We start from the raw sequence: 25,508 nt of genomic DNA, 5'->3' as shown, positions 1-25,508 counted from the left end.
CGTTTCAGCAAGCTTAAAAAAGCACACCTCCAAGCCTTCCCAAGTCAATTCAAATTGACCTCATGCAACCTCTGCACACTTACGCTAGTCTCATACGGTTTTGGACCTCCGCTAATTGACGGCGACATCATTATGACATTAAGGTCGCCAGCTAATTGCAGGAGCAAGCGCAGACACCTTTGTCTGTCAATTTTGCGCAACGGAACATATGGAGTTTGAATGCGCGGGGCACTATTACGCAGCGGTAAGAGCGGGTCATTTATTGCCCTGGGCGAAACAGGTCAACCGGTCTACCGGGCTGCCTTGCAATTGCGCGAAGCCATTCGCCGCAAAAATCCTGAGTTGGTCGATCATCTGGCCATCCCTCAAAGCGATGAGCTCGGTAACCAGATCGACTGGTACAGCGGCCTCGACGGTGATGTGATCCCGTGGAGCAGTGCGACCGAAGAAGAACGCGCGCCTGCCCGCCTCCAACTTGAAGCGCTGAAAACCGCGCTCGAAGACTTGAGCCAGCGTTTCCTGGTGACTGATTCCGGCGAACCGCAGCAAGGCGACAAGGCCGTGTTCGGCAAGCTGCTCAAGCGCGTCATTCATTTCCCCGACGAGAATTTCGTCTACCTGGTGCAAGGCAAACCGGTGCTGACCTTTTGGGGTTTCGAGCATGCCGGTAACGGCACTCGCGATCCCCTGCACTGCCTCTATCAGGTTCCGCCCGCGTTCACGCTTCCACCTGAGGTCGAACCCGCGCCTGTTGTTGCGCCCGTCGTGCCGGTGGTTGCTCGTCCATGGTGGCGGCGCTGGTGGTGGCTGTTGCTGTTGCTGCTGCCGCTCCTGCTGCTGCTTTTGTGGCTGCTGCTCGGCCTGCGCGGTTGCGTACCGATTCCGTCGGTGGCGGTAGACCTGTTGCCTGAGGGCATCGTGCCGGTGGAAAAACAACTGGAAGAGCCGAAGCTGCCTGGCAATGTCACGACGTTGAATGGCGTTCCGGTGAATGGCACGGTTGTTGGCTCCACCACGGGAACCGGCACCGCCGTGACCGGAACCCATGGCGTGGAAGCGCCGGCGGTAGAAGGTAGCGAAGCTGACACAGCGCCCGCCGGCGTGACCCAAGACCCCGGCAAAGACCCGGCCAAAGACCCGGCAGCAGACCCGGCCGCCGAATCACCAACCACGCCACCCGAAAACAAAACCGCGCCGCCGGATATCACATCGCCCGAGGCCGAAAAACCCGCCACAAAACCCGGCCCTCCGCTGAGCATTCCGCCAGACGCCGCTGACGGTGCCGCCAAGTTCCTCGACGGTCAGTACCGCGCCGGGGCGGGAATTCAGGATCGCCGGACCGGCAAACCGTTGCGTCTGGAGTACCAGCTCAAGGACGGCAAGGGCGAAGTCACCGTGCACCAGGCCGACGGCACCAAGTGCAGCGGGCCAGTGAGCGCTACCATGAAGGGAGGCAGCCTGGCCATCGACAGCCAGGGTCAGGCCGTGTGCGCCGATGGCAGCACTTACGACATGCCCAAGGTCAACTGCCGCAAAGGAGCGACCACGGTCGCGGACTGCACCGGCGGTTACGGAAAAGATCAATTCCCCATGTCCATGCGGCACGCGGCCGAATAAAAACGGAATAACCTGACATGTTGCCTGAAGTCACCCAATTCGAAGACACCGTCACGCTGGTCAGCGACACCGGCATCCAGTTCATGGATTTCGCCCTGCGCCTGGACCCCCGCAAGGAACCGGCGGGCGAATTCGCGCCGATGATCAGCGGACTGATCTGCCGCCTGGCGTACAACCAAGAGAAAGACTTCTTTTTCTACGAGCCCGAACCGGAAAAGATCGAGAAGGCCAAGCCTGCGTTCAGCGTCGACATGAAGAGCAGCCTCGAATTGCTCGACGGTGTCTGGCTGCCGACCCCGTTTTTCCGCTTCATGCCGCCCCATCGCTTCGATGAAGGCCCGACCAACTGGTCGCGCATGCGCCTGGTGAAACTGGCGACACCCGACATTGACGGCAACACCCACCGCCTGACGATGGCGTTCGACAGCCGTGTGATGCCCAAGCGTGACGGCACCGCTTACCTGGCGCCAAACGAAGAAGACATCAGCTCCGGCGTGTCCTTCAAACTGGCGACCAAGGCCAGCGAAACCCGCTGGTTCCTGGCGCAGCCGTGGGTCAACGAGTGGCTACTGGAAGTCTTCAACGAGGGCAATGCCCACCGTTCGCGCGCAGAGCTGGACACCGATATCCGCGCCAACTATCACCTGGCGCACTACCTCAATTTGCTCAGCCTGTTGAGCACGCCGTCCGCTGCCCAGCAATCAACGGTCCGTGCAAAAGTTGAAATCCCCGAGCTGAAAGTGGTTGCCAACGACAGCAATGGCCTGGTCAAACCGATTCCGGTGGACCTGGTGCTGGACGTCGGCAACTCGCGCACCTGCGGCATCCTGATCGAGAACCACGGTCAGGCCGGCTCCGGGCTGAAGCAGAACTACGTGCTGGAACTGCGTGACCTGATCACCCCGGAACACACCTACAACCTGCCGTTCGAAAGCCGCGTGGAGTTCGCCCAGGCGTATTTCGGCAAGGATCACTGCTCGGTCAAGAGCGGCCGGCACGATGCGTTCCAGTGGGCGACGATTGCCCGCGTCGGCAATGAGGCCAGCCGTCTGGCCAGCCGTCGTCGCGGCACCGAGGGCTCCACCGGCCTGTCCAGCCCGAAACGCTACCTGTGGGACGAAAACGCCTACGGCCATGGCTGGCGTTTCAACTGCTCGTACATCAAGACCGACAGCGAGCCGTACGCCACCGCCGCGCCGTTCTCTCACCTGATCAACGAAACCGGCGAGGCGCTTTACAGCCTCGAAGAAGATGATCGCCTGCCGGTGTTCATGCCGCGTTATTCGCGCAGCTCGCTGATGACCTTCATGCTCGCCGAAGTGCTGGCCCAGGCGCTGTCGCAAATCAACAGCCCGGCCCAACGCTCGCGCCAGGGTCACACCCGCGTGCCGCGCCAGCTCAACAGCATCACCCTGACCGTGCCGCCGGGCATGCCCCAGGCCGAGCGCAGCATTCTCAACGAACGCATGCTGCAAGCCATCGGCCTGGTATGGAAAAGCCTCGGCTGGCATGCCGGCGAGGAAGACCCGCATCTGGATCAGGCCGTCAGCCCGCGCACGCCGATCCCGAGCATTCGCGTGGAATGGGACGAAGCCTCCTGCGGCCAGTTGGTGTACCTGTACACCGAGGTCAACGAGAACTTTGCCGGTCACCCGGAAGAGTTTTTTGACACCATCGCCCGGCCGGACAAGACCGACCGCGAACGCATCACGCTGGCGACCATCGACATCGGCGGCGGTACCACCGACCTGGTCATCACCGACTACCGCCTCGACCGTGCTGGCAATACCGGCAGCGGCAGCAACGTACACATCGTGCCCGAGCAGCGTTTTCGCGATGGTTTCAAAGTCGCCGGTGACGACATCCTGCTGGACGTGATTCAAGACTTCATCCTGCCGAGCTTCGAAAAAGCCTTGCAGAACGCCGGCGTGAAAGCCCCGGATTCGCTGATGTCACGCCTGTGCGGCGACGAATCGGTCAGCGCTCAGGACATGATCCTGCGCCAGCAATTGAACCTGCAGGTGTTCGTCCCGCTGGGCCTGGCACTGCTCAAGGCGTACGAGCATTACGATCCGCAAGTCCCGCAAGAAGTCACCCCGCAAAGCTATCGCCAGTTGCTCGGTGACAACGCTATCAGCCAGACCGTGCTTGACTACGTCAACGCCGCCGTGCGCCGCGATGTCGGTGCTCAGAGCGGTTTCGACCTGTATGCCGCGCCGATCAGCTTCGACCTGCAAAAGCTCCACGCCGCGTTCCTCAACGACCAGATCAACATCACCAAGATTCTCGGTGCGCTGTGCGAAGTGGTCGCGCATTACCCGTGCGACGTCCTGCTGCTGACCGGCCGCCCTTCGCGCCTGCCCGGCATTCAGGCGTTCATCCGCAAGGTGCTGCCGCTGCCACCGGGGCGCATTCTGGCGCTGCAAAACTACCGCACCGGCGGCTGGTATCCGTTCCACAAGAACGGCCGGATCGACGACCCGAAAAGCACCGCGTCGGTCGGCGCGATGCTCTGCCTGCTCTGCGCCAACCATAGCGTGCCGAACTTCTACTTCCGTGCGTCGGCGCTCAAGCCGTATTCGACGGTCAAGCATATCGGCGTGATCGACCTGAACAACGTGATCAAGGATGCCGACGTGCTGTACCGCGACATCCAGTCCGAAGACTACAAAATCAAGCTGCCGGAAATCGGCGTGGGCGAGGCCGCCGACACGCCACAACTGGAAATGCGTGGCGATCTGCGCCTCGGTTTCCGCCAACTGGCCGCTGACCGCTGGGCCGCCTCGCCGCTGTACACGCTGCGGTTCACCAAGGTCGGTCGGGAAAAGTTTTCCCGGGCGATCGGCGAAAACGGCAGTGCGCCGTTGCTCAAGGTACGGTTCGAGGTCAAGCCGGCGGACAAGTACACTCGCAAGCAGGATCTGGTCAGCGACCGCCTCTCGGTTCGCAACATCGAATCCAACTGTAACAACGTCAACTTCAACCCGCGCAGCGACCTCGAGCTGGAACTCAACACCATGCTCGACGCCGGCCTGAGCGAGACCAAGTACTGGCTCGACAGTGGAAGTGTGAAACGCAAATGAATGACCTGACCCCCGATCAAACTCAGCTCTCTGCCAGTTGGGCCGCTGTTTATGAAGGCGCCGGTCAGGCGCTGGACTGGATTGCCCAGACGCGCGGCAACGCGCCGCGCCTGGACAGCGAAGCCGATAACCTGAACATCCGCCTGCACCGTGCCCGCAACCTGGCTCACAGCCTCGGGCGCGTGGCCTGCACGCCGATGACCATCGGCTTTTTCGGCTTGTCCCAAGCCGGCAAGTCCTACCTGATCTCGGCCCTCGCGGCGGGTCAGAACGGCAAACTGGAAACCGATTTCGGTGGCCAGCGCCTGGACTTCATCAAGCACATCAACCCGGTGGGGGGCGGCAAGGAAGCCACCGGCCTGGTGACGCGCTTCAGCCGTCGGGCGACGGAAAGTCAGGACAATGACTTTCCGGTACAGCTCACGCTGTTCAAGGAAATCGAGCTGGCGAAGATTCTCGCCAACTCCTGGTTCAAGGATTTCGACCTTGAGCGCATTTCCTACGAGATCGACGAAGAGCGCATCCAGCGCGTGCTCAAACCGTTCGAAGGCCGCGAAACCGGACCGCTGCAAACCGGTGTCAACGCCGACGACCTGGTGTCGCTGTGGGATTACCTGCGCGACAACTTCCGCAATTCGGTGAAAAAACTTGAGCACCTGTACTGGCCGAAGGCGTTGCAGTTGGCGCCACGCCTGAATTTCCAGGAACGGGCCGAGCTGTTTTCGATCCTCTGGGGTGAGCAAAGCGAACTGACGCGGGTGTACCAGCAACTGGCCGGCGCCCTGCACGCGCTGGGCCTGCCCGAAACCGTGTTCGCACCGCTGAAGGCCTTGGTGAGTTTCGAAAACGACACCTACAGCCAGCGCGACAGCATCATGAACGTCGACATCCTCGAACGCTTCGGCAGCCCACGGGACTTGCCGATTGAGGTTCGGCCCCTGATTGGCGGTCGCCTGCAAAACAGTCAGGGCATCCCGGTCGCGCAACTGGCGGCACTGACGGCCGAAATGACCTTCCGCCTGATCGAAGCGCCGCTGGATGACATCGTCAATCAGGTCGACCTGCTGGACTTCCCCGGTTATCGCGGGCGCAAGAAGCTGCACGAGATCGCCGACTCCAACGATCCGCAATCCGCCACCAAGGACAACTCCGTTTCGCAGCTGATCCTGCGGGGCAAGGTCGCCTACCTGTTCGAGCGCTACACCGACAACCAGGAAATGAACGCGCTGGTGGTCTGCACCGGTTCGACCAAGCAGAGCGACGTCAACGACGTGGGCCCGGTGCTGACCCGCTGGATCGAAAAGACCCAAGGCGCCGACTCGGCCGCTCGCAGCAAGCGCGACACCGGTCTGATCTGGGCGCTGACCATGCTCGACCTGCGCATCACCAACTCCCTGAGCCTGACGCCGGACCAGTACGACGAGAGCTGGAACGGCATGGTCAAGCTGACCATGCTGGAGCGCTTCGGCAGCCTGAGCTGGATGAGCGACTGGGCCGGCACGCCGTTCCAGAACACCTTCCTGGTACGCAAACCGCGCATGGACGCGGCATTCATCGAGCAAGACGCGAGCGGTGCGGAAACCGGCCTCAACGCCATCTATCAGGAACGTGTCGACGCACTAGGCAGCAGCTTCGCCAGCAACGCCCTGGTGTGCAAACACATCAAGAACCCGGTTAATGCCTGGGCGCAAATGCTGCGCAACGATGACGGCGGTATCAGCCACTTCAGCAGCAGCTTCACTGGCGTGGCCAACATCGAATTCAAATTGCAGCGCATCCGCGAGCAATTGAGCGAATGCCTCGAAGGCCTGACCACTCACGGCCTGAGCACTTGGTACCACGCCGACGCCGATGGTGCCGCCGCCGCGAAGAAAGCCCAGGCGCAGATGATTCTGACCGGCCTGGGCCGTCGCCCGGCAGTGCTCGGCGAGCTGATCGATCAACTCGACATGCCGAGTGAAGAGGTGCGCGACCTGTACCTCAGCGGCGTGTATGAAACCGATGACGAGCCGGCCGCTGACGATGAACCGGTCGCGCCGACACCGAGCCAGAGCCTGTACGGCAACGACGCCGGTTTCGATTTCGATTTCGGTGACGACACCAGCCCTGAAGCGCCCGTCAGCAACAACACCGGCACTCCGGCGCCCGAGCTGCAAAGCAACGAGCACCGATTCGCCAAAGCGGCGTTCAAGGCCTGGATCGCGCATTTGCGTGAGCTGACCACCCGCCAAAGCCTGCTCAATCTGCTCGGTCTGGAAAAGGCCTTGCTCGAAGCGGTGGTCGACGAACTGATCACTGCCGGCTATCGCCAGGACCTGCCGGGGCAACTGAGCCGCGCCGTCCTCAAGCGTGCACAAAGTGGCGCGCGGCGCGATCAACTGGTCGAGCGTCAGGTATTCGAAGTGCAGCGTGTACTGCGCGATTTCGTGTCCTGGTTCGGCTACCTGCAGAAGCCGGTGAGCGAGCGTCCGAACAGCCGCGCCGGTGCCAAGGCGCCGCTGTTCTCGTTCTACACCGACGTTGGCCCGGGACAAGTGCCCGTGCTGCCGGCACAACCGGCGAACCAGGCGCAGCGCTACCTCGGCGACTGGCTCTCGGGCCTGGCCTATGTCACGCAGGACAATGCCGGCCATGGTGCCGGACGTGAAATCACCCCTGAACAGAACGAACGGCTGGGCAAAGTGCTCACAGCCTTCGCAGCGAGATAAGTAATGCCAATTCGTGTCGACCTGCTCGCGTTAGAGCCCAATGTGCCTGGCAAGGCCCGCCTTACTGTGAAGAAGTGGCAGGGTGGCGAGGAACAGCTGGAGTTTTCCATTCAGCGTAACCAGGACGGTTTTTACCTCCAGGACCACAAGGCCTGGAGCAACAATCCATTCTGGTTCAAGGTCTCGCGTTTCGACGTCACCGCCAGCGGCGACGGCCTGGAAGCGCAGGTCGGCCCGGACGTGGTCGACCCGCTGCTGGAAGGTGGCGCCAACTCGCAATTCCAGATCGAACTGCGTGAACAGAGCCAAGGCCACGCAGACAAAGGCGTGGTTCGCCCAGGCGTTGGCGTGTTGCCGTCCACGGCCGGCGGCCAGACGCGCTCGACGTATGGCGGCGCCGAACTGACGGCGCCGAGTGCACCGGCACCCACACCGGAAATCCTGGAAATCCCGGAGCTGCCTGAACTGGTCCTGTCCACCGCCGAGCCCGAAGTGGAGCTGGAGTCAGTGCCCCACGAGCCCGACTACGCACCACCTCCCCCTCCGGTGAAGAAAAGCAACAAAGGCCTGATCGGCCTGTTGATTGTCGTGCTGTTGCTGCTCGCAGCGGGTGGTGGATTCTGGTTCTACAAACGCACTCCGGCGCCTGCCCCGGTGGCCGCCAACCCTGCCGCCGTACCGGCCGGCGCTGACGCTCAAGCCTGCACCCTCGAGAGCATGAACAGCCTGCCTGAATTGACCTTCGTCCAGACCTGCATCAAGGCGGCGCCCGACAGTGCCAAGTTGCTGGAGATCATCAATCAGGCCAAGGCCGGCAAACACTGCGGTGTCGCCCAACGGCTGTACGCCAACCGTGCCCAGGCCGGTGACGCGCTGATCGCCAACGCTTATGCGCGCGAATACGACCCTAAATACCTGCAGGCCAGCGAGTGCTTCCCGACCGCGGACAATGCCACTGCCGCCTATTGGTACGAAACCATCCTCACCCAGGACCCGAACAACGCCGAAGCCAAGCAGCGTTTCGAGGAGTTGCAGAAGTGATGCGTTCTCCCCTGAGTCGATTCCTGTTGAGCGGCGCCGCCCTGCTGGCGCTGTGCATCAGCCCGCTGTCCCAGGCCGATGACAAGCCGCTGATCCAGGCCGGTAAAAAAACCCTGTTCCAGCGCGTGCTGACCACCCCGGGCTGCAAGATCAGCCCTACGGCCGGCGGTGCCGCCGGTGACGAACAGCCGGTGTTCAGCCGCTTTTACGTGTACGAGCGCGCGCAGGCGAACAACGCCGAGTGGCTGAAAGTCGGCCCCGACAGTTACGGCAAAACCATTGGCTGGTTGCCGGCCGGCTGCACCACCGATTGGAAGATGCAGCTGACGCTGGCCTTCACCAACCCGGCCAACCGTGATCGGCTGCTGTTTTTCAAGGACCGCGCCACCGTCGAAGCCATCCTCGATGCGCCGGACCCGGTAAGCAAAGTTGCACCGCTGCGAGCCAAGTTGAAAAAGGGCCAGCAGGCGCCAGGCGTACTGGCTGAAGAACCTGAATTCTTCGTCGACCTGCAAAAGCAGTTCTACCTGCTGCCGGTGCTCAGCGGCGAAGAAGTCATGACCGAAAGCGGTTTCCGCACGCGCCTGCTTAACGTCGCGTCGGTCAGCAAACCGGATGACAAGACTGCCAAGGCCGGTGCTGCCAACAGCGCTGCCGGCGGCAAGGAAGCCGAAGACAAAAACGCCAACCAACTGAAGGAATTCAGTGCGGCGGTGGTGTTTGTCATCGACTCGACGATTTCCATGGACCCGTACATCGACCGCACCCGCGAGGCAATCCGCAAGGTCTATCAGCAGATCGAAGCGCAGAACCTCGGCAAGCAGGTCAAGTTCGGCATGGTCGCTTTCCGCTCCAACACACAGGCGGTGCCGGGGCTGGAATACACCACCAAGATGTACGCCGACCCGACCAAGGTGAAAGACAGCGCCGACTTTTTTGCCAAGATCGCCGACCTCAAGCAGGCCTCGGTGTCGAGCAGCAGCTTCGATGAAGATTCGTTTGCCGGCGTCATGGAAAGCATCGACAAGGTCGACTGGAGCCAGTTCGGCGCGCGCTACGTGGTGTTGATCACCGACGCGGGCGCCATCGAAGGCGACGACAAGCTGTCGAAGACTGGTTTGAGCGCCGCACAGGTGCGTATCGAAGCCGCCAACCCGGGCGTGGCGATTTACACGCTGCACTTGAAAACCCCGGCCGGGGCCAAGGACCACGCCAAGGCTGAGGCGCAGTACCGGAACCTGTCGACTTACCCGGGTACCAACACCTCGCTGTACTACCCGGTGGACGCGGGCGATGTGCATGAGTTCGGGCGCAAGGTCGACGCACTGGCCGCCGCGATCACCACTCAGGTGAAAGCCGCCTACATGGGCGAAGACGCCATCGGCAGCGCGGCGAACGCCAAGCAGGACCCGGCCGAGAAGAAAATGCTCGAGGACGCGGCGCTGATCGGCCACGCGATGCAACTGGCCTATCTCGGCGAGAAGACCAACAGCAAGGCCCCGCCGGTGTTCAAGGCGTGGATCACCGACCGCGACCTGATCAAGCAGAACATCCCGACCACCGATGTGCGGGTGCTGTTGACCAAGTCGCAGCTCAGCGACTTGAGCGACGTGATGAAAAAGATCCTCGATGCCGCCAACGAAGGCCTGATTTCACCCACGGAAATGTTCGATCGCCTGCGCACAGTGGCGGCGACCATGGGCGCCGATCCCAATCAGCTCAAGCAGAACAGCAACGCCAAACTGGCGGACATGGGCGTGCTCGGCGAGTACCTCGAAGACCTGCCCTACCAGAGCGAAGTGCTGAACCTGGATGAAGAGACCTGGAAGAGCTGGGACGGTCTGGCGCAAGAGAAATTCATCCGCACGCTGAACACCAAACTGCGGCATTACCAGCGTTACAACGCTGACGTCGACCGCTGGGTTGCTTTAGCCAAGGACAGCGATGCGCGGGACAACGTGTACCCCGTGCCACTGGAAATGATGCCTTAACGAGACGCTGATGCTCGATATCAAGAACCTGCTGGTGCGCCGTGGTGAAGGCGCACAGGCTCATCATGTGCGTCTGCCGAACTTGCAGGTCGGTGCCGGGGAAATCCTCGCCATCACCGGCGAGAGCGGCAGCGGCAAAAGCACCTTGCTCGAAGCCATCGGCCTGTTGCTCGCGCCGGTGGAACTCGAGCGCTTTCGGCTGGGCCCGACGCTCGCTCAGGACGTAGCCCAACTGCTGGCGACCGACGACCAACCGGCGCTCGCAGCGGTGCGTTCACGGCACTTGGGATTCATTTTGCAGAGCGGCGGCTTGCTGCCGTTCCTGAGCGTGCGCGACAACATCAGCCTGCCGCGCCGTTTGCTCGGGATGTCGGTGAAGAGCGAGCACATCGACCACGCCGTCGACGTGTTGCGCCTGCAAGGGTTGCTGGATAAACAACCGCAGGCCTTGTCGATCGGCGAACGCCAGCGCGTGGCCTGCGTTCGCGCGATTGCCCATGAACCGCTGCTGCTGTTGGCCGATGAACCGACCGCCGCGCTCGACCCGCTCAGCGCCCGGCGTTTGTTCGAGTTGCTGCTGAGCCTGGTGTCGAGCATGGGTTTAAGTGCGCTCGTGGTGTCCCATGACTGGGCCTTGCTGAAGGATTTCGGCTTGCCGCGACTCGGCGCTATCAGCCGTCAGGGAGAAACACTGTTTGAACCGATGGACTGACCGCTTGCGCCTGCTGGCCTCACTGGCGCTGCAAGACCTCTGGCACGACCGCAAGGTCTCACTGTGCATTGCCGCGTCCCTGGTGGCGGTGATTGCGCCGCTGTTGCTGCTGTTCGGGCTCAAGCACGGGGTGGTCAGCCAGTTGCAGGACGAACTGCTGCGTGACCCGCGCAACCTTGAAGTGAAGATGCTCAGCAACGGCAACTACGACACGGCCTGGATCGAGCGATTGCGCCTGCGCCCCGAAACCGGTTTTGCCCTCGGCCAGACGCGCTCGCTCAATACCCAGGCAGACCTGCTGATCGGCATGCAGCGGTTTGTCGAAGGTGCTGAAATCATCGCCACCGAGCCGGGCGATCCACAACTCAACATGGCGTCGCTTACCCCGGTCGGCAATCAAGTGATCCTCAGCGCCAGCGCCGCGCAACGCTTGCAGGCCAAGGTCGGCGACAGCGTGAAACTGCGAGCATTGCGGCGCCTGGAAGGGGTCAATGAACGCGGCGAGATGACGCTGACAGTGTTGGCAGTGCTCGACGGCGCCCGGTTCGGGCGTGCGGCCGGGTTTGTCGCCCCGCCGCTGCTGCTGGATCTGGAGCACTTTCGCGACGGTTATCAAGTCAGCGCTTTCGGCATCGCCACCGGCAAGCCGCTGGGCGATCTGCAACCGCTGTACGCCCGCGCCCGTGTTTATGCGCGCGACATCGATCAGGTCGCGCCGCTGGAGCACTGGCTCAACGAACAACACATCGAAACATCCAGCCGATTGGCCGACATCGACAACGTCAAAGCCATCAACCATGTGCTGGGGCTGATCTTCGGCGTGATCGCCGTGGCGGCGCTGATCGGCTGTGTGGCGTCGATGGTCGGCGCGTTCCTGGCCAACATCGACCGCAAGCGTAAAAGCCTGGCGGTCCTGCGCCTGCTGGGGTTCAAACGTCGGGCCGTCGGCGGTTTTGTGGTTCTGCAAGCGCTGATACTGAGCCTGGCCGGTTACATCGGCGGGCTGGGGTTTTATGCTGTCGGCAGCCATTTGTTCGATTACTTGCTCGGCAGCAGCCAGGCCACCGGCACCTTCGTTTGCCACATTACTGTCTGGCACGGCGTTGCCGCCCTGCTCCTGACCTTTCTGGTCGCCGCATTGGTGGCCGTGATCGGCGCCCTGCGAGCCATCAACATCCAACCTGCGGAGAGTCTGCGTGAGCTATAAACGTTTTGGCTTGCTGTTGCCCCTGAGCCTCGGCTATTTGCTCGACGCCTCGGCGGCGGGCTGGGAAGAGAAGTTTTACAACCCGATGCCGGACGCCGCCGACGTGGTGCTGCCGATGCCCTGCGAAGGCTCGATGGTGTTTCGCAAGGTGTTCATCCCGGTCGCCGGACCGCTCGACGACTACCCGATCAACATCGGTCAGGACGGCGCGGAATACGGTTACGTCGAACAGACCCGGCCGACATTCATCGCCGGTAGCTTTACGGGCGGCAAGAACGACAAATCCCGCTATTACCTGATGGCCAAGTACGAGATGAGTCAGCTGCAATACGCCGCGCTGACCGACGCCACCTGCCCCACCGCCGCCACCAAACTGCGCGTGCCGCAAACGGCCGTGAGCTGGGTGCAAGCCATCGAAGCCGCCGACAAGTACAACCTGTGGCTGCGCAAAAACGCCGCCGACAAGTTGCCCAAGGAGGACGGCGCGCAAGGCTTCCTGCGCTTGCCAACTGAAGTCGAGTGGGAGTTCGCCGCACGCGGCGGGCTGGAAGTCAGCGCCGCTGAATTCCGCGATACGAACTACCCGATGCCGGACGGCATCAATGCCTACGAGTGGTTCGCCGGGGCGCAATCGTCCAACGGCAAAGTGCAGTTGTCCGGCCTGCAAAAGCCTAATCCGCTGGGCCTGCATGACATGCTCGGCAACGTCGACGAAATGATGTTCGAGCCGTTTCGCCTGAACAAACTCGACCGTCAGCACGGTCAGGCCGGCGGCTACGTGGTGCGCGGTGGCAACTACCTGACCGCCCAGGCCGACCTGCGCACGGCATTGCGCAAGGAACAGCCGTACTACAACGCCGACGGCCAGGTGAAGAACAAAACCACAGGCATGCGCCTGGTCATGGTTTCCCCGACCCTGACGTCTCGCGAGCGGGTCGCCAGCATTGAATCCAGCTGGAAGAAACTCGGCACCGGCAGCAAGGAAACCGAATCCGCCGACAAAGGCACGGTGCAATCCCTGAACAGCCTGGCCTCGGGCGTCGAAGACAAAGCACTCAAGGAAAAACTCCAGGCCTTGGAGAACCAATTGCGCGCCAGCAACCAGCAGCAGGAAGAAACCCGCGACCAGGCGATTCGCGCCAGCCTCAATCTGGGCGCATTCTTGTGCACCAAGATGCTCGACGACGGCCAGTACGTGGACTTCCTGCAAAAGAACTACAAGCTCAATTGCGAAAGCGCGGACAAAGACGCGAGCTGCGACATGCGTAAAACCAAGCTCGACGAGCAGAAGGATCGCCTGCACAAACTCAGCCGTTACTACGCCAGCAGCCTGGTGGAATCGGCGACCTTGTACGGCCAGCCACTGCTTGAAACACAGGTCCCGGTGATGGAAGAAATCATCACCCGCAACAAACAGCTGCAAGACCTGAAACCTTACTTGCGCACCCACTGGGCCAATCAGAAAGCGTTCCTGCAAAAACAGAAGATCGACACTGAAGCCTGGCTGAGCAGTTGCAAAGCCGTCACTCAATAACAACACGTCAACACCGTCATCAGGAGTTTCACCATGTCGCGCAGCCTTTGGACTCGCTTCAAACTACAGATCGCTTTCGTACTGGCCGGCAGCTTGCTGCTGACCGGTTGCGCCAACACCGGTAGCTCCATGCTCGGCGAAAGCGGCGGGGCCGACCCGCGCCTGACCCAGGGCCAGGATGCCGAGTTCTTCAGCAAGTCCGGTTACCAGGCCTGCGCCATGGGCGCCGGTGTCGGCATCCTCGCGTGCGCGCTGTCCAACAGCAGCAACAAAGCCGTGTGCGCCGTCGCCGCCGGTATTACCGCGTGTGGCGTGGCCATGGGCGCGAACTACTATCTGGATCAGCGTCGCAGCGAATACGCCGACACCACCACCCGCCTGGCTAAAATGAACAGCGACGTCGAACTGGACACGCAGAACGTGATCGCCCGTACCGCGACCGCTCAGCAGGTGATCAATGACGATCAGGCGCAAATCGCCCAGATCAAAAAGGACATCGCCAACAAGAAGGTCGACAAGGCCAAGGCCCAGGTGCAAATCGCCGAGATTGATTCGAACATCGCGCGCCTGCGCAAAGACCTCGGCAACATGCGCACCAAAGTCACCGAGTACACCAAAGTGGCAGACGCCGAACGTGCACAAGGCGCTTCCGGTGCCGAGATCAAGCAGGTGGACATGAACATCATGAAACTGAACCAGAAAGTCGCCGCCCTGCAGAAGGAAGTCGACGGTCTGTACAGCCAACGCTCCGCTATCACCCTGGGCTAAGCACATGACGTTACGACAACTGGCGGTCCTCACCGCCGTCCTGGCCTTGAGCGGTTGCGCGACCAAGCCGGGCGAATGCGATGCGACCAATCGCGACAGCAGCATGCTGACCAAGATGAACTGCGACTACTCCGGTGGTTACAGCGATCAGGTCAAGCAGAAGGAACTGGCCCTGAGCGAGTCCCGCCAGCAAAACGCGATGTTCCGTCAGGTGTACGAGAACATTCAGGCCCAGCAGCTCAGCACCAAGACTGACCTGGCCAGCCAGCAGAAAGCCCAGGCGGCGCTGAATCAATCGCTGGGGCAACTGCTGAGCTCGCTCAAGACCCGGCATGCCAATGAAAGCTCGGTGCAGAAGCAGATTGCCGGCCTGGAGCAGCAGCTCAAGGCTTCGCAAGCGGCGCCAATGACCAAATCGACGCCCGCAACCCTGGCGGCCAAGCAGCAAGAGCTGAAGGCGTTGCAGAAGAAGGTCAATCAGCTGCAATTCAGCCTCGGCTACGAAGAGTAACTTTTCACCCCGCTGGCCTCTCGATGGAGGCCTGCACTTTTTCAGGAATCGTCGTCATGCAGCGGGTCATCAGGGATGCGCAAGCCACACCGGAGGGGATGAGTGCGCTGCAAGCCAAAGTCGCCCTCATCCAGAAACACTTTCCGCCGACCGTCGCCAGCCTGTTTGCCATCCCGCGGATGGGCAGCGGTGACGTGCTGGAATGGTGGACCGAACTGGGTGGCCAACCCACGCCCTACGCCGACCTCAACGAGGACGCGCAACGACGTTTGCTGGAAACCTATGAAGTGCGTCAGACGTCCCTCGGACAGCTGGCGGACGAACTGCAACGACGCGGTCAACCGACCGAAGCCGAAGGCCTGCGCAGCCTGCTCGGCACGCCTGAGCTGGACAAACTCTACAGCCTCAACGGTGAGCCGTTGGTGGTGCGCTGGCACCAGCGTCCGCCCAAGCCGATCGTGCCGCCGGTGGTTCCCGTGGTGCCGGTCGTACCGCCATCGCGTCGTGGCTGGTGGATCGCGGCGGCCTTGCTTGCGCTGCTGTTGCTGCTGCTGGCGCTGTGGCTCTGGTGGTTCCTGCACCGTGAACCGGTGGTCGTGGCGCCACCGGTTGCGCCGGTCGCGCCAGTGGTGACGCCTGTCGAGAAACCGGTTGAGCCCGTTCCCGAGCCTGTCGTAGAACCGGAACCTGTTCCGGAACCAGAACCGGTGCCCGAACCAAAACCAGTGCCGCCACCCAAGCCGGTCCCGCCTCCAAAACCGGCCGCGCCGCCACCGCCACCGCCACCACCGCCGCCACCTCCAGCCCCGACGCTGGACAACTACGCGTGCCGTAAAAAAGCGCCGGATGCCGTGCCTCCGCAATTTGTGGTGGTACTCGACACCTCGGGCTCGATGGACTTGAACATCAGGTCGGTGAAATCCGATGAGGACTGGTTCTTCGGCAATGAGATGAACAAGTACCTGGACGTGAACCGCACCCGGGCGATCTTCGCCAAACCCAGTCGCATGGACGTCGCCAAGGACTCGCTGGCCGGCATGATCAACGGGCTCGATCCGAAGATCGACACGCGCCTGATCACCTTCGCCGGTTGCGAAAGAACACCGGACCAGGGCGTGTTCAGGTTCGGCGACCGTCAGCGGTTGATCAACGGGATCCGCGGCCTGGTGCCCAACGACGGTACACCGCTGGCCGACAGCCTGGCCTATGCGGCGAGCACGGTCGACGGGCGCAATAACGATGCGGTGATCGTGATGTTTGTCGACGGTGAGGACGGTTGCCAGAAAGACGCTTGCGCGGTGTCCCGCCGAATCGCCAGGGAACAACCGCGCCTGAGGGTCAACGTAGTGAAAATCGGCGCCGGTGGCCCGTCACGCTGCATCGCTGAAAACACCGGTGGCCGGGTTTACAGCAGCACCAATGCGGCAGAACTGGGTAGCCAGCTGAAACAGGCGACCAAGGAAGTGTCGAGCAATGCCAAGTGCGACTAGCCGGGGATTTATCCTGAATTGAGGTGATCCCATTCGCGAGCAGGCTCGCTCCCACAGGGGTTTTGTGTCGATCACAAATCCAGTGTGGGAGCGAGCTTGCTCCGGGCGGCGTTCCGACGAAAGCTATTTCAGCGGCGCCTCAACGAAACCGGTCAACCTCCTGGCGCAAGTCCGCCGCCAGGCTTTCCAGTTCCTTGGCCGTCACCGCCAAGTTCGACACCACCTCACGCTGCTCACTGTTCGCCAACGCAATACTCTGCAGGTTGCTGCTCAGCAACGTCGCAGTGCTGCTTTGCTCCTGAGTCGCGGTGGTAATCGCCGCAAACTGCTGACCGGCGGAACGGCTCTGCTCATCGATCCGCGCCAGAGCTGAAGCCACATTGGCGTTACGCGACAGGCCTTCCTGCATCAACACATTGCCCTGCTCCATGGTGCTGATGGCATTGCCGGTTTCCTGCTGGATGCTGCTGATCATCCCGGAAATTTCGTCAGTGGCCTGACGAGTGCGCGACGCCAGGTTACGCACCTCATCGGCCACCACTGCAAAGCCACGGCCCTGCTCACCGGCGCGGGCCGCTTCGATGGCGGCGTTCAGCGCCAGCAAGTTAGTCTGCTCGGCAATCGCGGTAATCACGCCAACGATGCCGCCGATTTCCTGTGAGCGCTGGCCCAAGGTGTTGATCACCGTCGCGGTGCTGTTCAGCGCACCGGCGATTTGCTCCAGCGATGCAGAGGCTTCGTCCATCGAGGTACGACCGATCTGGGTTTGCTGGGCGTTTTCCTGGGCCAGGCGCTGAGTGCTGCCCATGTTGTCGGCAATGTTCAGGGACGTGGCGCTGAATTCCTCCACGGCGCCGGCCATGCTGGTGATCTCGCCGGACTGCTGCTCCATCCCTTCATAGGCACCACCGGACAGACCGGACAATGCCTGGGCGCGGCTGTTGACCTCGGCCGAGGCCTTGCGGATGTGCTCGACCATGGTCGACAGGGCCTGGCTCATCTGGTTGAACGCGCGGGCCAGTTGACCGATCTCGTCATTGCTCGCCACGTTCAGGCGCACGCTCAAATCACCGGCGCCCAACGCTTCGGCCTGACGCACCAGATCACCCAGCGGCGCGAGTTTACTGCGCAGCAACCAGACGGCCGATCCAACCGCAATCAACATTGCCAGCAGACTGCCGATGGCCAATTGAATGCCGACACTCCAGGTCACCGCGCTGATTTCAGCTTTTGGCATGCTCGCCACGACCGACCAGGGGCCGCCATCGAACGGCACGGACACGCTGTAGAAATCCTCGGATTTGTCGCTCCAGAACTGGCCTTTGCCCGGTGTCTTCGCCAGCCCGACGATGGCCGGGACGGCTTGATCCAGTGCTTGCACACCCGAAATCGGCACCAGCCATTTGCTTTGCTCATCGAGCAACGCCAAGGAGCCGGTCTGGCCGATACGGAAACGCTTGAGGTTGTCGAACTGCGCGTTCTGCGCGTCGGTGTAGTCGAACCCGACGAACAGCACGGCAATCACTTTGCCACTGCTGTCGCGCACGGGGGTGTATTGCGTCATGTAGGAGCGGTCAAACAGCAAGGCGCGACCGACGTAGCTCTGCCCCGCCATCAAGCGTGCATACGCCGGGTGAGCATGATCGAGCAGCGTGCCGATGGCGCGGTTGCCGTCCTGTTTGGTCAGGGAAGTGCTGACCCGGATGAAGTCTTCGCCGCTGCGCACAAACAACGTCGCCACACCGGCGGTCATTTGCTTGAACTCGTCGACTTCCTTGAAGTTGTTGTTCAACACTTCGCTACCCAGGTGCAAGCCCGGGGTCTGCGTGCCCGCCACGGCCACCGGCTCATCCGGATGCACGCTCAGACCGACGCTGAAACGCTTCTCGAACAGACCGGCCAGGCGCTGGGTGCTTTCACGCAAGGTGCCGTGAAAGGTGCTCAGCTGATCGGCCAGCAACCGGGCTTCACTGGCCAGGTGCTCTTCGCGGGTGGCGAGGTTGGCAGTGTCCAGCGAACGCAGGGCGAACACGGTACTGCCAGTGATGACAATCGCCAGTATCACGGCAAGCGCAAGACCAAGCTGTGAGGCGATCCGGGCACGGGGTTGAGACATGACAGCTCCTGGCCGAGCAACCTGATCCTGCTTGATCGGGCTGAACACTCAGCAAAATTTTCCAGATAATGGGGAAAAGCGTCGAACCTGCACGAAGGTTCCACCTGCAGATTTTCGGCGGCAAAACTGAATACTTGAGTAATTAGCAGGGATATGGCGCAAGGCCTCTACTGCGAGGGCTCTATCGATTCAGCTCAGACGCTGCACAACCGGCAAATCCATAGCCCGGACTTCACCCAGCAGGAAATCGCTGAGCCGGCGCAAACGTTCACCTCCGGGGCGGGTTTTCGGCCAGACCAGGTAGTAATTCTCACCGCTGGCCACCGCCGTCGGCCACGGCAGGCTCAGGCGTCCCTGCGCAACATCCTCCGCCACCATCAGCAAATCCCCCATGGACACGCCGTAGCCGCGAGCGGCGGCGATCATGCCCAATTCCAAGGTGTCGAACACCTGGCCGCCCTTGAGCGAGACCTGATCGGTCAGGCCCATGCGGTCGAGCCAACTGCGCCAGTCACGCCGATCCGGTGTCGGGTGCAACAACTCGGTGCTGGCCAGGCGCGTGACGTCCCACGGCTGATCGTTCAGCAGATTCGGCGCGCCGACGGGGATCAGCTCCTCGGGGAACAGCAGCGTGGCCTCCCAGTCCGGCGGAAAATGCCCGCTGCTGAGGATCACGGCGCAGTCGAACGGTTCCTGGTTGAAGTCCACCGAGTCAATGTCCATCCAGGCGCTGGTCAGCTGCACTTCATTGCCCGGTTGCAGGTGCCGGAAACGGCTGAGCCGCGCCAGCAGCCAGCGCATGGTCAAGGTCGACGGGGCTTTCATGCGCAGGATGTCGTCTTCGGCGCGCAAGGTATTGCAGGCGCGTTCCAGGGCGGTGAAACCGTCACGAATGCCCGGCAGGATCAACCGCGCCGACTCGGTCAGTTGCAAGTTGCGCCCACTGCGGTGAAACAACCGACAGGCGAAGTGCTCTTCGAGGGTACGGATATGCCGGCTCACCGCGCTTTGAGTGATCGACAGTTCTTCAGCCGCGCGGGTGAACGAGCTATGCCGCGCCGCCGCTTCAAATGCGCGCAAGGCATACAAGGGAGGAAGACGACGGGACATGAGGAAAGCTCCTATAGCGCAATCCGGCTACCGTAGCAGAATCTGTCCAGCATGAGTCTGACTCATGCTACCCATCCTTTTTATCCCTTTGTGTTAACCCCGTGAAGCGCCGAGAATCGACGCTTTCTAGACCTCTTTGATAATCGAGCGTGATGACCATGAAGCATCCAGCGCGTATTGAACTCTGGGCCATCCTGCGGCTGGCGGGGCCGCTGATTGCCTCGCAGTTGGCGCACATGCTGATGGTCCTCACCGACACCCTGATGATGGCGCGCTTGAGCCCCGAAGCGTTGGCCGGCGGTGGTTTGGGTGCGGCGACTTACTCGTTCGTGTCGATTTTCTGCATCGGTGTGATTGCGGCGGTCGGCACGCTGGTGGCGATTCGTCAGGGCGCGGGCGACATTGTCGGCGCGGCACGACTGACCCAGGCCGGATTGTGGCTGGCGTGGTTGATGGCGCTGGTGGCCGGGTTGTTGCTGTGGAACCTCAAACCGGTGTTGCTGCTGTTCGGCCAGACCGAAACCAACGTCCACGCTGCCGGGCAGTTCCTGACGATCCTGCCGTTCGCCCTGCCCGGTTACCTGAGTTTCATGGCGTTGCGTGGTTTCACCAGCGCCATCGGCCGCGCAACGCCGGTGATGGTCATCAGCCTCGGCGGCACCGTGGCCAACTTCCTGCTCAACTATGCGTTGATCACCGGCATGTTCGGCCTGCCGAAAATAGGTTTGATGGGCATCGGTCTGGTGACGGCGATTGTCGCTAACTTGATGGCCGTGGCGCTGGCCCTGCACATCCGCCGGCATCCGGCGTATGACGCCTATCCGTTGCGCCAGGGCCTGTCGCGGCCGAACCGGCAGTACCTGAAAGAGTTGTGGCGCCTTGGCCTGCCGATTGGCGGCACGTACGCGGTGGAAGTCGGGCTGTTTGCGTTCGCGGCGCTGTGCATGGGCACCATGGGCAGCACGCAACTGGCGGCGCACCAGATCGCCCTGCAGATTGTGTCGGTGGCGTTCATGATTCCGGCGGGGATGTCTTATGCGATCACCATGCGCATCGGCCAACATTACGGCGCCGGGCAGTTGCTGGATGCGCGGTTGGCCGGTCGGGTCGGTATTGCCTTCGGCGCGGCGGCAATGCTGGGGTTTGCGATGGTCTTCTGGCTCCTGCCGAATCAGTTGATCGGCCTGTTCCTCGATCACAACGACCCGGCATTCCGCCCGGTGATTGAATTGGCTGTGAGCCTGCTGGCGGTGGCGGCGTGGTTCGAGCTGTTCGATGGCACGCAAACCATCGCCATGGGCTGCATACGCGGGCTCAAGGACGCCAAAACCACGTTCCTGGTCGGGTTGGGCTGTTACTGGCTGATTGGCGCACCGGCCGCATGGTGGATGGCCTTCCACTTGCACTGGGGGCCGACCGGAGTCTGGTGGGGGTTGGCGCTGGGGTTGGCGTGCGCGGCGGTGAGTTTGACGCTGGCGTTTGAATGGAAGATGAAGCGGATGATTCGGCAGGAGCCTCAATCCCAAGGCTTCAAGATCGCTCAGGCCGAATGAAATCCCGCGAGCATGTATGGCGAGGGATCTTGCTCCCTCGCCATACATGCTCGCTCCCTCAGGGGTATGTGGTTAGTTCACGACTTCCAGCACTGGCAGCTGATCGCTGCCGTAGGTCAGGTACTCAACCAGATCCGCCAGCGGCAACGGCTTGCTGATCAGATACCCCTGCACTTGATCGCAACCAAACCCGCGCAACAGATCCAGTTGTTCCGCGGTTTCCACGCCTTCCGCGACGACCTCAAGATTGAGGTTGTGCGCCAGGTTGATCATCGCGTGGACCAGTTTGCGGTTCTCTTCACGTTCTTCCATGCCACCGACAAAGCTCTTGTCGACCTTGAGCAAGGCGATCGGCAGGCTGTTGAGGTGCACGAAGGACGAGAACCCGGTGCCGAAGTCATCCAGCGAAAAGCGCACGCCCAAACGTCCGAGGGCGTCCATGGTTTGCTTGACCAGATCGCTGCGGCGCATCACCGCGGTTTCGGTCAGTTCGAACTCCAGCCACTGCGCTTCGACGCCGCGTTCGGCAATCAACCGGCTCAGCGTGGAGAGCAATTGACTGTCCTGGAACTGCCGGAACGACAGGTTGATCGCCATGTGCAGCGCCGGCAGACCCTGTTCGCGCAAGGCCTGCATGTCCCGTAGCGCACGGGAAATCACCCAGTAACCGAGCGGCACGATCAAACCGCTTTGCTCGGCCAGCGGCACGAATTCGCTCGGTGGCAGCAAACCGCGCTCGGCATGGCGCCAACGCACCAGGGCTTCGAGGCCCACGATCTGGCCGTCTTCAAGGTTCAGGCGCGGCTGGTAATGCAGCTCCAGCTCGTCACGACGCAAGGCCCGGCGCAGTTCGCTTTCAAGGTCGGCCATGCTGCGGGCGTTGCGGTTGATGCGTTCGTTGAAGATGTGGAAGGTGCAGCCTTGGGTGCTCTTGGCTTGCTGCATGGCGATGTGCGCGTGCCACATCAGCGGGTCGGCGCCGGCCTGGGCACGGGCGTGGGCGATGCCCAGGCTGGAACCGATCAACAGGCTTTCGCCGTCGACCCAGTAAGGTTCGGCCAGCGCTTCGGTAATGCGCTCGGCCATCCATTCGGCGCGCTGCGGCGCGCGGCGGGTGTCGATCAGCAAGGCGAATTCATCGCTGCCCAGGCGCGCCAGTTGATCGCCGGCCTCAAGCTGGCTTTTCAACCGCGCGACCACTTGCAGGATCAAGCGGTCGCCCGCCTGGTGGCCAAGGGCATCATTGGCGTGTCGGAAGTTGTCGAGGTCAAGGTGACCGAGGGCCAGGCCACGGCCGTCGTTTTCCGCCAGACGCGCAGCCAGCAGGGTCTGGAAACCCTGGCGGTTGGCGATGCCGGTCAGCGGATCTTGCTCGGCCAGCCGTTGCAGGGTGTGTTCCAGCAGGCCGCGTTCGCGCACATGCCGCAGGCAACGACGCAGCATCCCGGCATCGAGCAGGTCGCGCACCAGCCAGTCACTCACACCATCGGGCGGCATCAGTGGCTCGTGTTCGAGCAATAACACCGTCGGCAAGCTGCAACGGCCGGGTAGCGGCTGAAGTGCAGGAACAGTCAACAACACCGCGTTGCGGTTGTCATCGAACAGACTGCTGACCGACTCCCAGCTCGGCGCGCTGATGAGCACGGCCAAGCTCCCCATCGGAGCCAGACACTCGCGCAACAACGCTGCCCACGCTGGCTCTTCGGCCAGTAGCAGCAAACGCAAGGGTTCGACAGGCGTAGACAAGCTAGCTCCCTAGACTCTGCAAAGATGTAGGCGGCAGGCATTATGCCGCGCCGCTAACCAATGACCAAATGACATCAGTTGTCAAACGTGACTTTGTGTCAGGAATACGAACATTAGCCGCAGATTCACCGCGCATCCTGCTTGAAAGTAACAAAACCGGCAATTAGAGAAAGCGTGTTACGTCACAAGTCGGACAGAGCAGCACAATTCGCTGAGCCTGTTAAAATGCCGGCCCATTTCACATATGACTCCCTGAATTCCGTATGTCCCGACTCAATCCCCGGCAGCAAGAAGCCGTGAGCTACGTCGGCGGCCCTCTTTTGGTGCTCGCCGGCGCAGGCTCCGGCAAGACCAGTGTGATCACGCGCAAGATCGCGCACCTGATCCAGAATTGCGGCATCCGCGCCCAGTACATCGTCGCCATGACTTTTACCAACAAGGCCGCGCGCGAGATGAAGGAACGGGTCGGCACCCTGCTCAAGGGCGGCGAAGGCCGTGGCCTGACGGTGTGCACCTTCCACAACCTGGGGCTGAACATCATCCGCAAGGAACACGTGCGGCTGGGCTACAAACCGGGCTTCTCGATCTTTGACGAAACTGACGTCAAAGCCTTGATGACCGACATCATGCAGAAGGAATACGCGGGCGACGACGGCGTCGACGAGATCAAGAACATGATCGGCTCGTGGAAAAACGACCTGATCCTGCCCGCCGAAGCCCTGGAAAATGCGCGCAACCCGAAGGAACAGACCGCCGCCATCGTCTACACCCACTACCAGCGCACGCTCAAGGCGTTCAACGCGGTGGACTTCGACGACCTGATCCTGCTGCCGGTAAAGCTGTTCCAGGAACACGCCGACATCCTCGAAAAGTGGCAGAACAAAGTCCGCTACCTGCTGGTGGACGAATACCAGGACACCAACGCCAGCCAGTATTTGCTGGTGAAATTGCTGATCGGCACGCGTAACCAGTTCACCGTGGTCGGCGACGATGACCAGTCGATCTACGCGTGGCGCGGTGCGCGTCCGGAAAACCTGATGCTGCTCAAGGATGATTACCCGTCCTTGAAAGTGGTGATGCTCGAGCAAAACTACCGATCCACCAGCCGCATCCTGCGCTGCGCCAACGTGCTGATCTCGAACAACCCGCACGAATTCGAAAAACAGCTGTGGAGCGAGATGGGCCACGGCGACGAGATCCGCGTGATCCGCTGCCGCAACGAAGACGCCGAAGCCGAGCGCGTGGCCGTGGAATTGCTGACCCTGCACTTGCGCACGGACCGGCCGTACAGCGATTTCGCGATCCTGTACCGCGGTAACTACCAGGCCAAGCTGATCGAGCTGAAGCTGCAACACCACCAGATTCCGTATCGCCTGTCCGGCGGCAACAGCTTTTTCGGGCGTCAGGAAGTGAAAGACCTGATGGCCTACTTCCGCCTGATCGTAAACCCGGACGACGACAACGCCTTCCTGCGGGTGATCAACGTGCCGCGCCGGGAGATCGGTTCGACGACGCTTGAGAAGCTCGGCAACTACGCCACCGAACGCAAAATCTCGATGTACGCCGCCACCGACGAAATCGGCCTGGGCGAGCATCTAGACACGCGCTTCACCGATCGCCTGTCGCGCTTCAAGCGCTTCATGGACAAGGTGCGCGAGCAGTGCTCTGGCGAAGACCCAATCTCTGCGCTGCGCAGCATGGTCATGGACATCGACTACGAGAACTGGCTGCGCACCAACAGCTCCAGCGACAAGGCCGCCGATTACCGCATGGGCAACGTCTGGTTCCTGATCGAGGCGTTGAAAAATACGCTGGAGAAGGACGAAGAAGGCGAGATGACCGTCGAGGATGCCATCGGCAAACTCGTGCTGCGCGACATGCTGGAACGTCAGCAGGAAGAGGAAGACGGCGCTGAAGGTGTGCAGATGATGACGCTGCACGCGTCCAAAGGCCTGGAATTCCCTTACGTGTTCATCATGGGCATGGAAGAGGAAATCCTCCCGCACCGCTCCAGCATCGAAGCCGACACCATCGAAGAAGAACGCCGCCTGGCCTACGTCGGGATTACCCGGGCGCGTCAGACCCTGGCCTTCACCTTCGCCGCCAAGCGCAAGCAGTACGGCGAGATCATCGATTGCGCGCCGAGCCGCTTCCTCGATGAGCTGCCGCCGGACGACCTTGCGTGGGAAGGCAACGACGACACCCCGGTTGAAGTCAAAGCCGTTCGCGGAAATACCGCATTGGCGGATATACGCGCGATGTTAAAGCGCTAGAATTGAGCACTTTTTAATCAAAGCATTTTTAACCGAACACTTTTTACA

16 protein-coding genes are annotated in these 25,508 nt (G+C 61.6%); 13 read left to right on the top strand and 3 right to left on the bottom strand.

Going from position 1 to position 25,508, the window contains the following annotated elements:
• Positions 1-219 precede the first annotated feature (219 nt).
• From ACWKV5_RS13915 to ACWKV5_RS13865, 11 genes are read left to right on the top strand one after another with little or no spacing between them, the layout of a single operon-like run.
• Complete coding sequence (locus ACWKV5_RS13915; RefSeq protein ID WP_483841689.1) at positions 220-1,617, top strand: SrfA family protein; 1,398 nt, start codon at positions 220-222, stop codon at positions 1,615-1,617.
• A gap of 17 nt (positions 1,618-1,634) precedes the next feature.
• Positions 1,635-4,700, top strand: coding sequence for a virulence factor SrfB (locus ACWKV5_RS13910; RefSeq protein ID WP_483841688.1), 3,066 nt, complete (start codon positions 1,635-1,637; stop codon positions 4,698-4,700).
• Entirely contained in the window at positions 4,697-7,408 is a 2,712-nt protein-coding gene (locus ACWKV5_RS13905; protein WP_483841687.1) for a putative virulence factor, read from the top strand. The genes ACWKV5_RS13910 and ACWKV5_RS13905 overlap by 4 nt, the downstream gene beginning before the upstream one ends.
• Positions 7,409-7,411: 3 nt before the next feature.
• On the top strand, positions 7,412-8,449 hold the full coding sequence (locus ACWKV5_RS13900; protein ID WP_483841686.1) for a hypothetical protein: 1,038 nt from the start codon (positions 7,412-7,414) through the stop codon (positions 8,447-8,449).
• Positions 8,449-10,440, top strand: coding sequence for a vWA domain-containing protein (locus tag ACWKV5_RS13895; RefSeq protein ID WP_483841699.1), 1,992 nt, complete (start codon positions 8,449-8,451; stop codon positions 10,438-10,440). Before ACWKV5_RS13900 ends, ACWKV5_RS13895 begins: the two co-directional genes overlap by 1 nt.
• Positions 10,441-10,450: 10 nt before the next feature.
• On the top strand, positions 10,451-11,152 hold the full coding sequence (locus ACWKV5_RS13890; RefSeq protein WP_483841685.1) for an ABC transporter ATP-binding protein: 702 nt from the start codon (positions 10,451-10,453) through the stop codon (positions 11,150-11,152).
• On the top strand, positions 11,136-12,359 hold the full coding sequence (locus ACWKV5_RS13885) for an ABC transporter permease (RefSeq protein WP_483841684.1): 1,224 nt from the start codon (positions 11,136-11,138) through the stop codon (positions 12,357-12,359). The genes ACWKV5_RS13890 and ACWKV5_RS13885 overlap by 17 nt, the downstream gene beginning before the upstream one ends.
• Positions 12,349-13,893, top strand: a complete 1,545-nt coding sequence (locus ACWKV5_RS13880) for an SUMF1/EgtB/PvdO family nonheme iron enzyme (RefSeq protein ID WP_483841683.1) — start codon at positions 12,349-12,351, stop codon at positions 13,891-13,893. Before ACWKV5_RS13885 ends, ACWKV5_RS13880 begins: the two co-directional genes overlap by 11 nt.
• A 33-nt stretch (positions 13,894-13,926) precedes the next feature.
• Positions 13,927-14,661, top strand: coding sequence for a zinc ribbon domain-containing protein (locus ACWKV5_RS13875; protein WP_483841682.1), 735 nt, complete (start codon positions 13,927-13,929; stop codon positions 14,659-14,661).
• Between the two features lie 4 nt (positions 14,662-14,665).
• Positions 14,666-15,172, top strand: coding sequence for a hypothetical protein (locus ACWKV5_RS13870; RefSeq protein ID WP_483841681.1), 507 nt, complete (start codon positions 14,666-14,668; stop codon positions 15,170-15,172).
• A gap of 56 nt (positions 15,173-15,228) precedes the next feature.
• Positions 15,229-16,662 carry a vWA domain-containing protein gene (locus ACWKV5_RS13865; RefSeq protein WP_483841680.1) on the top strand — a complete coding sequence of 478 codons (1,434 nt, stop codon included), beginning with the start codon at positions 15,229-15,231 and terminating at the stop codon, positions 16,660-16,662.
• A 139-nt stretch (positions 16,663-16,801) separates the two neighbouring features.
• Here ACWKV5_RS13865 and ACWKV5_RS13860 read toward each other — a convergent pair whose 3' ends face one another.
• Complete coding sequence (locus ACWKV5_RS13860; protein WP_483841679.1) at positions 16,802-18,778, bottom strand: methyl-accepting chemotaxis protein; 1,977 nt, start codon at positions 18,776-18,778, stop codon at positions 16,802-16,804.
• Between the two features lie 189 nt (positions 18,779-18,967).
• Positions 18,968-19,888, bottom strand: a complete 921-nt coding sequence (locus tag ACWKV5_RS13855; protein ID WP_483841678.1) for a LysR substrate-binding domain-containing protein — start codon at positions 19,886-19,888, stop codon at positions 18,968-18,970.
• A 158-nt stretch (positions 19,889-20,046) separates the two neighbouring features.
• Here ACWKV5_RS13855 and ACWKV5_RS13850 point away from each other — a divergent pair, with 158 nt between their 5' ends.
• A complete protein-coding gene (locus ACWKV5_RS13850) occupies positions 20,047-21,441 on the top strand; it encodes a NorM family multidrug efflux MATE transporter (protein ID WP_483841677.1) in 1,395 nt (464 codons plus the stop codon).
• Positions 21,442-21,513: 72 nt separating this feature from the next.
• On the opposite strand, the gene ACWKV5_RS13845 is transcribed toward ACWKV5_RS13850, so the two are convergent.
• Entirely contained in the window at positions 21,514-23,187 is a 1,674-nt protein-coding gene (locus ACWKV5_RS13845) for a putative bifunctional diguanylate cyclase/phosphodiesterase (RefSeq protein ID WP_483841676.1), read from the bottom strand.
• Between the two features lie 263 nt (positions 23,188-23,450).
• On the opposite strand from ACWKV5_RS13845, the gene rep reads away from it, so the two are divergent.
• The gene (gene rep, locus ACWKV5_RS13840; RefSeq protein ID WP_027926371.1) at positions 23,451-25,460 is read left to right on the top strand and encodes a DNA helicase Rep; all 2,010 of its coding nucleotides are present in this window, start codon (positions 23,451-23,453) and stop codon (positions 25,458-25,460) included.
• The last annotated feature ends 48 nt before the right edge of the window (positions 25,461-25,508 follow it).

The sequence above is a fragment of the Pseudomonas oplopanacis genome (assembly GCF_057128725.1).
Note: the sequence above shows the minus strand (reverse complement) of the source record. Positions and strands in the feature narration are given on the sequence as shown.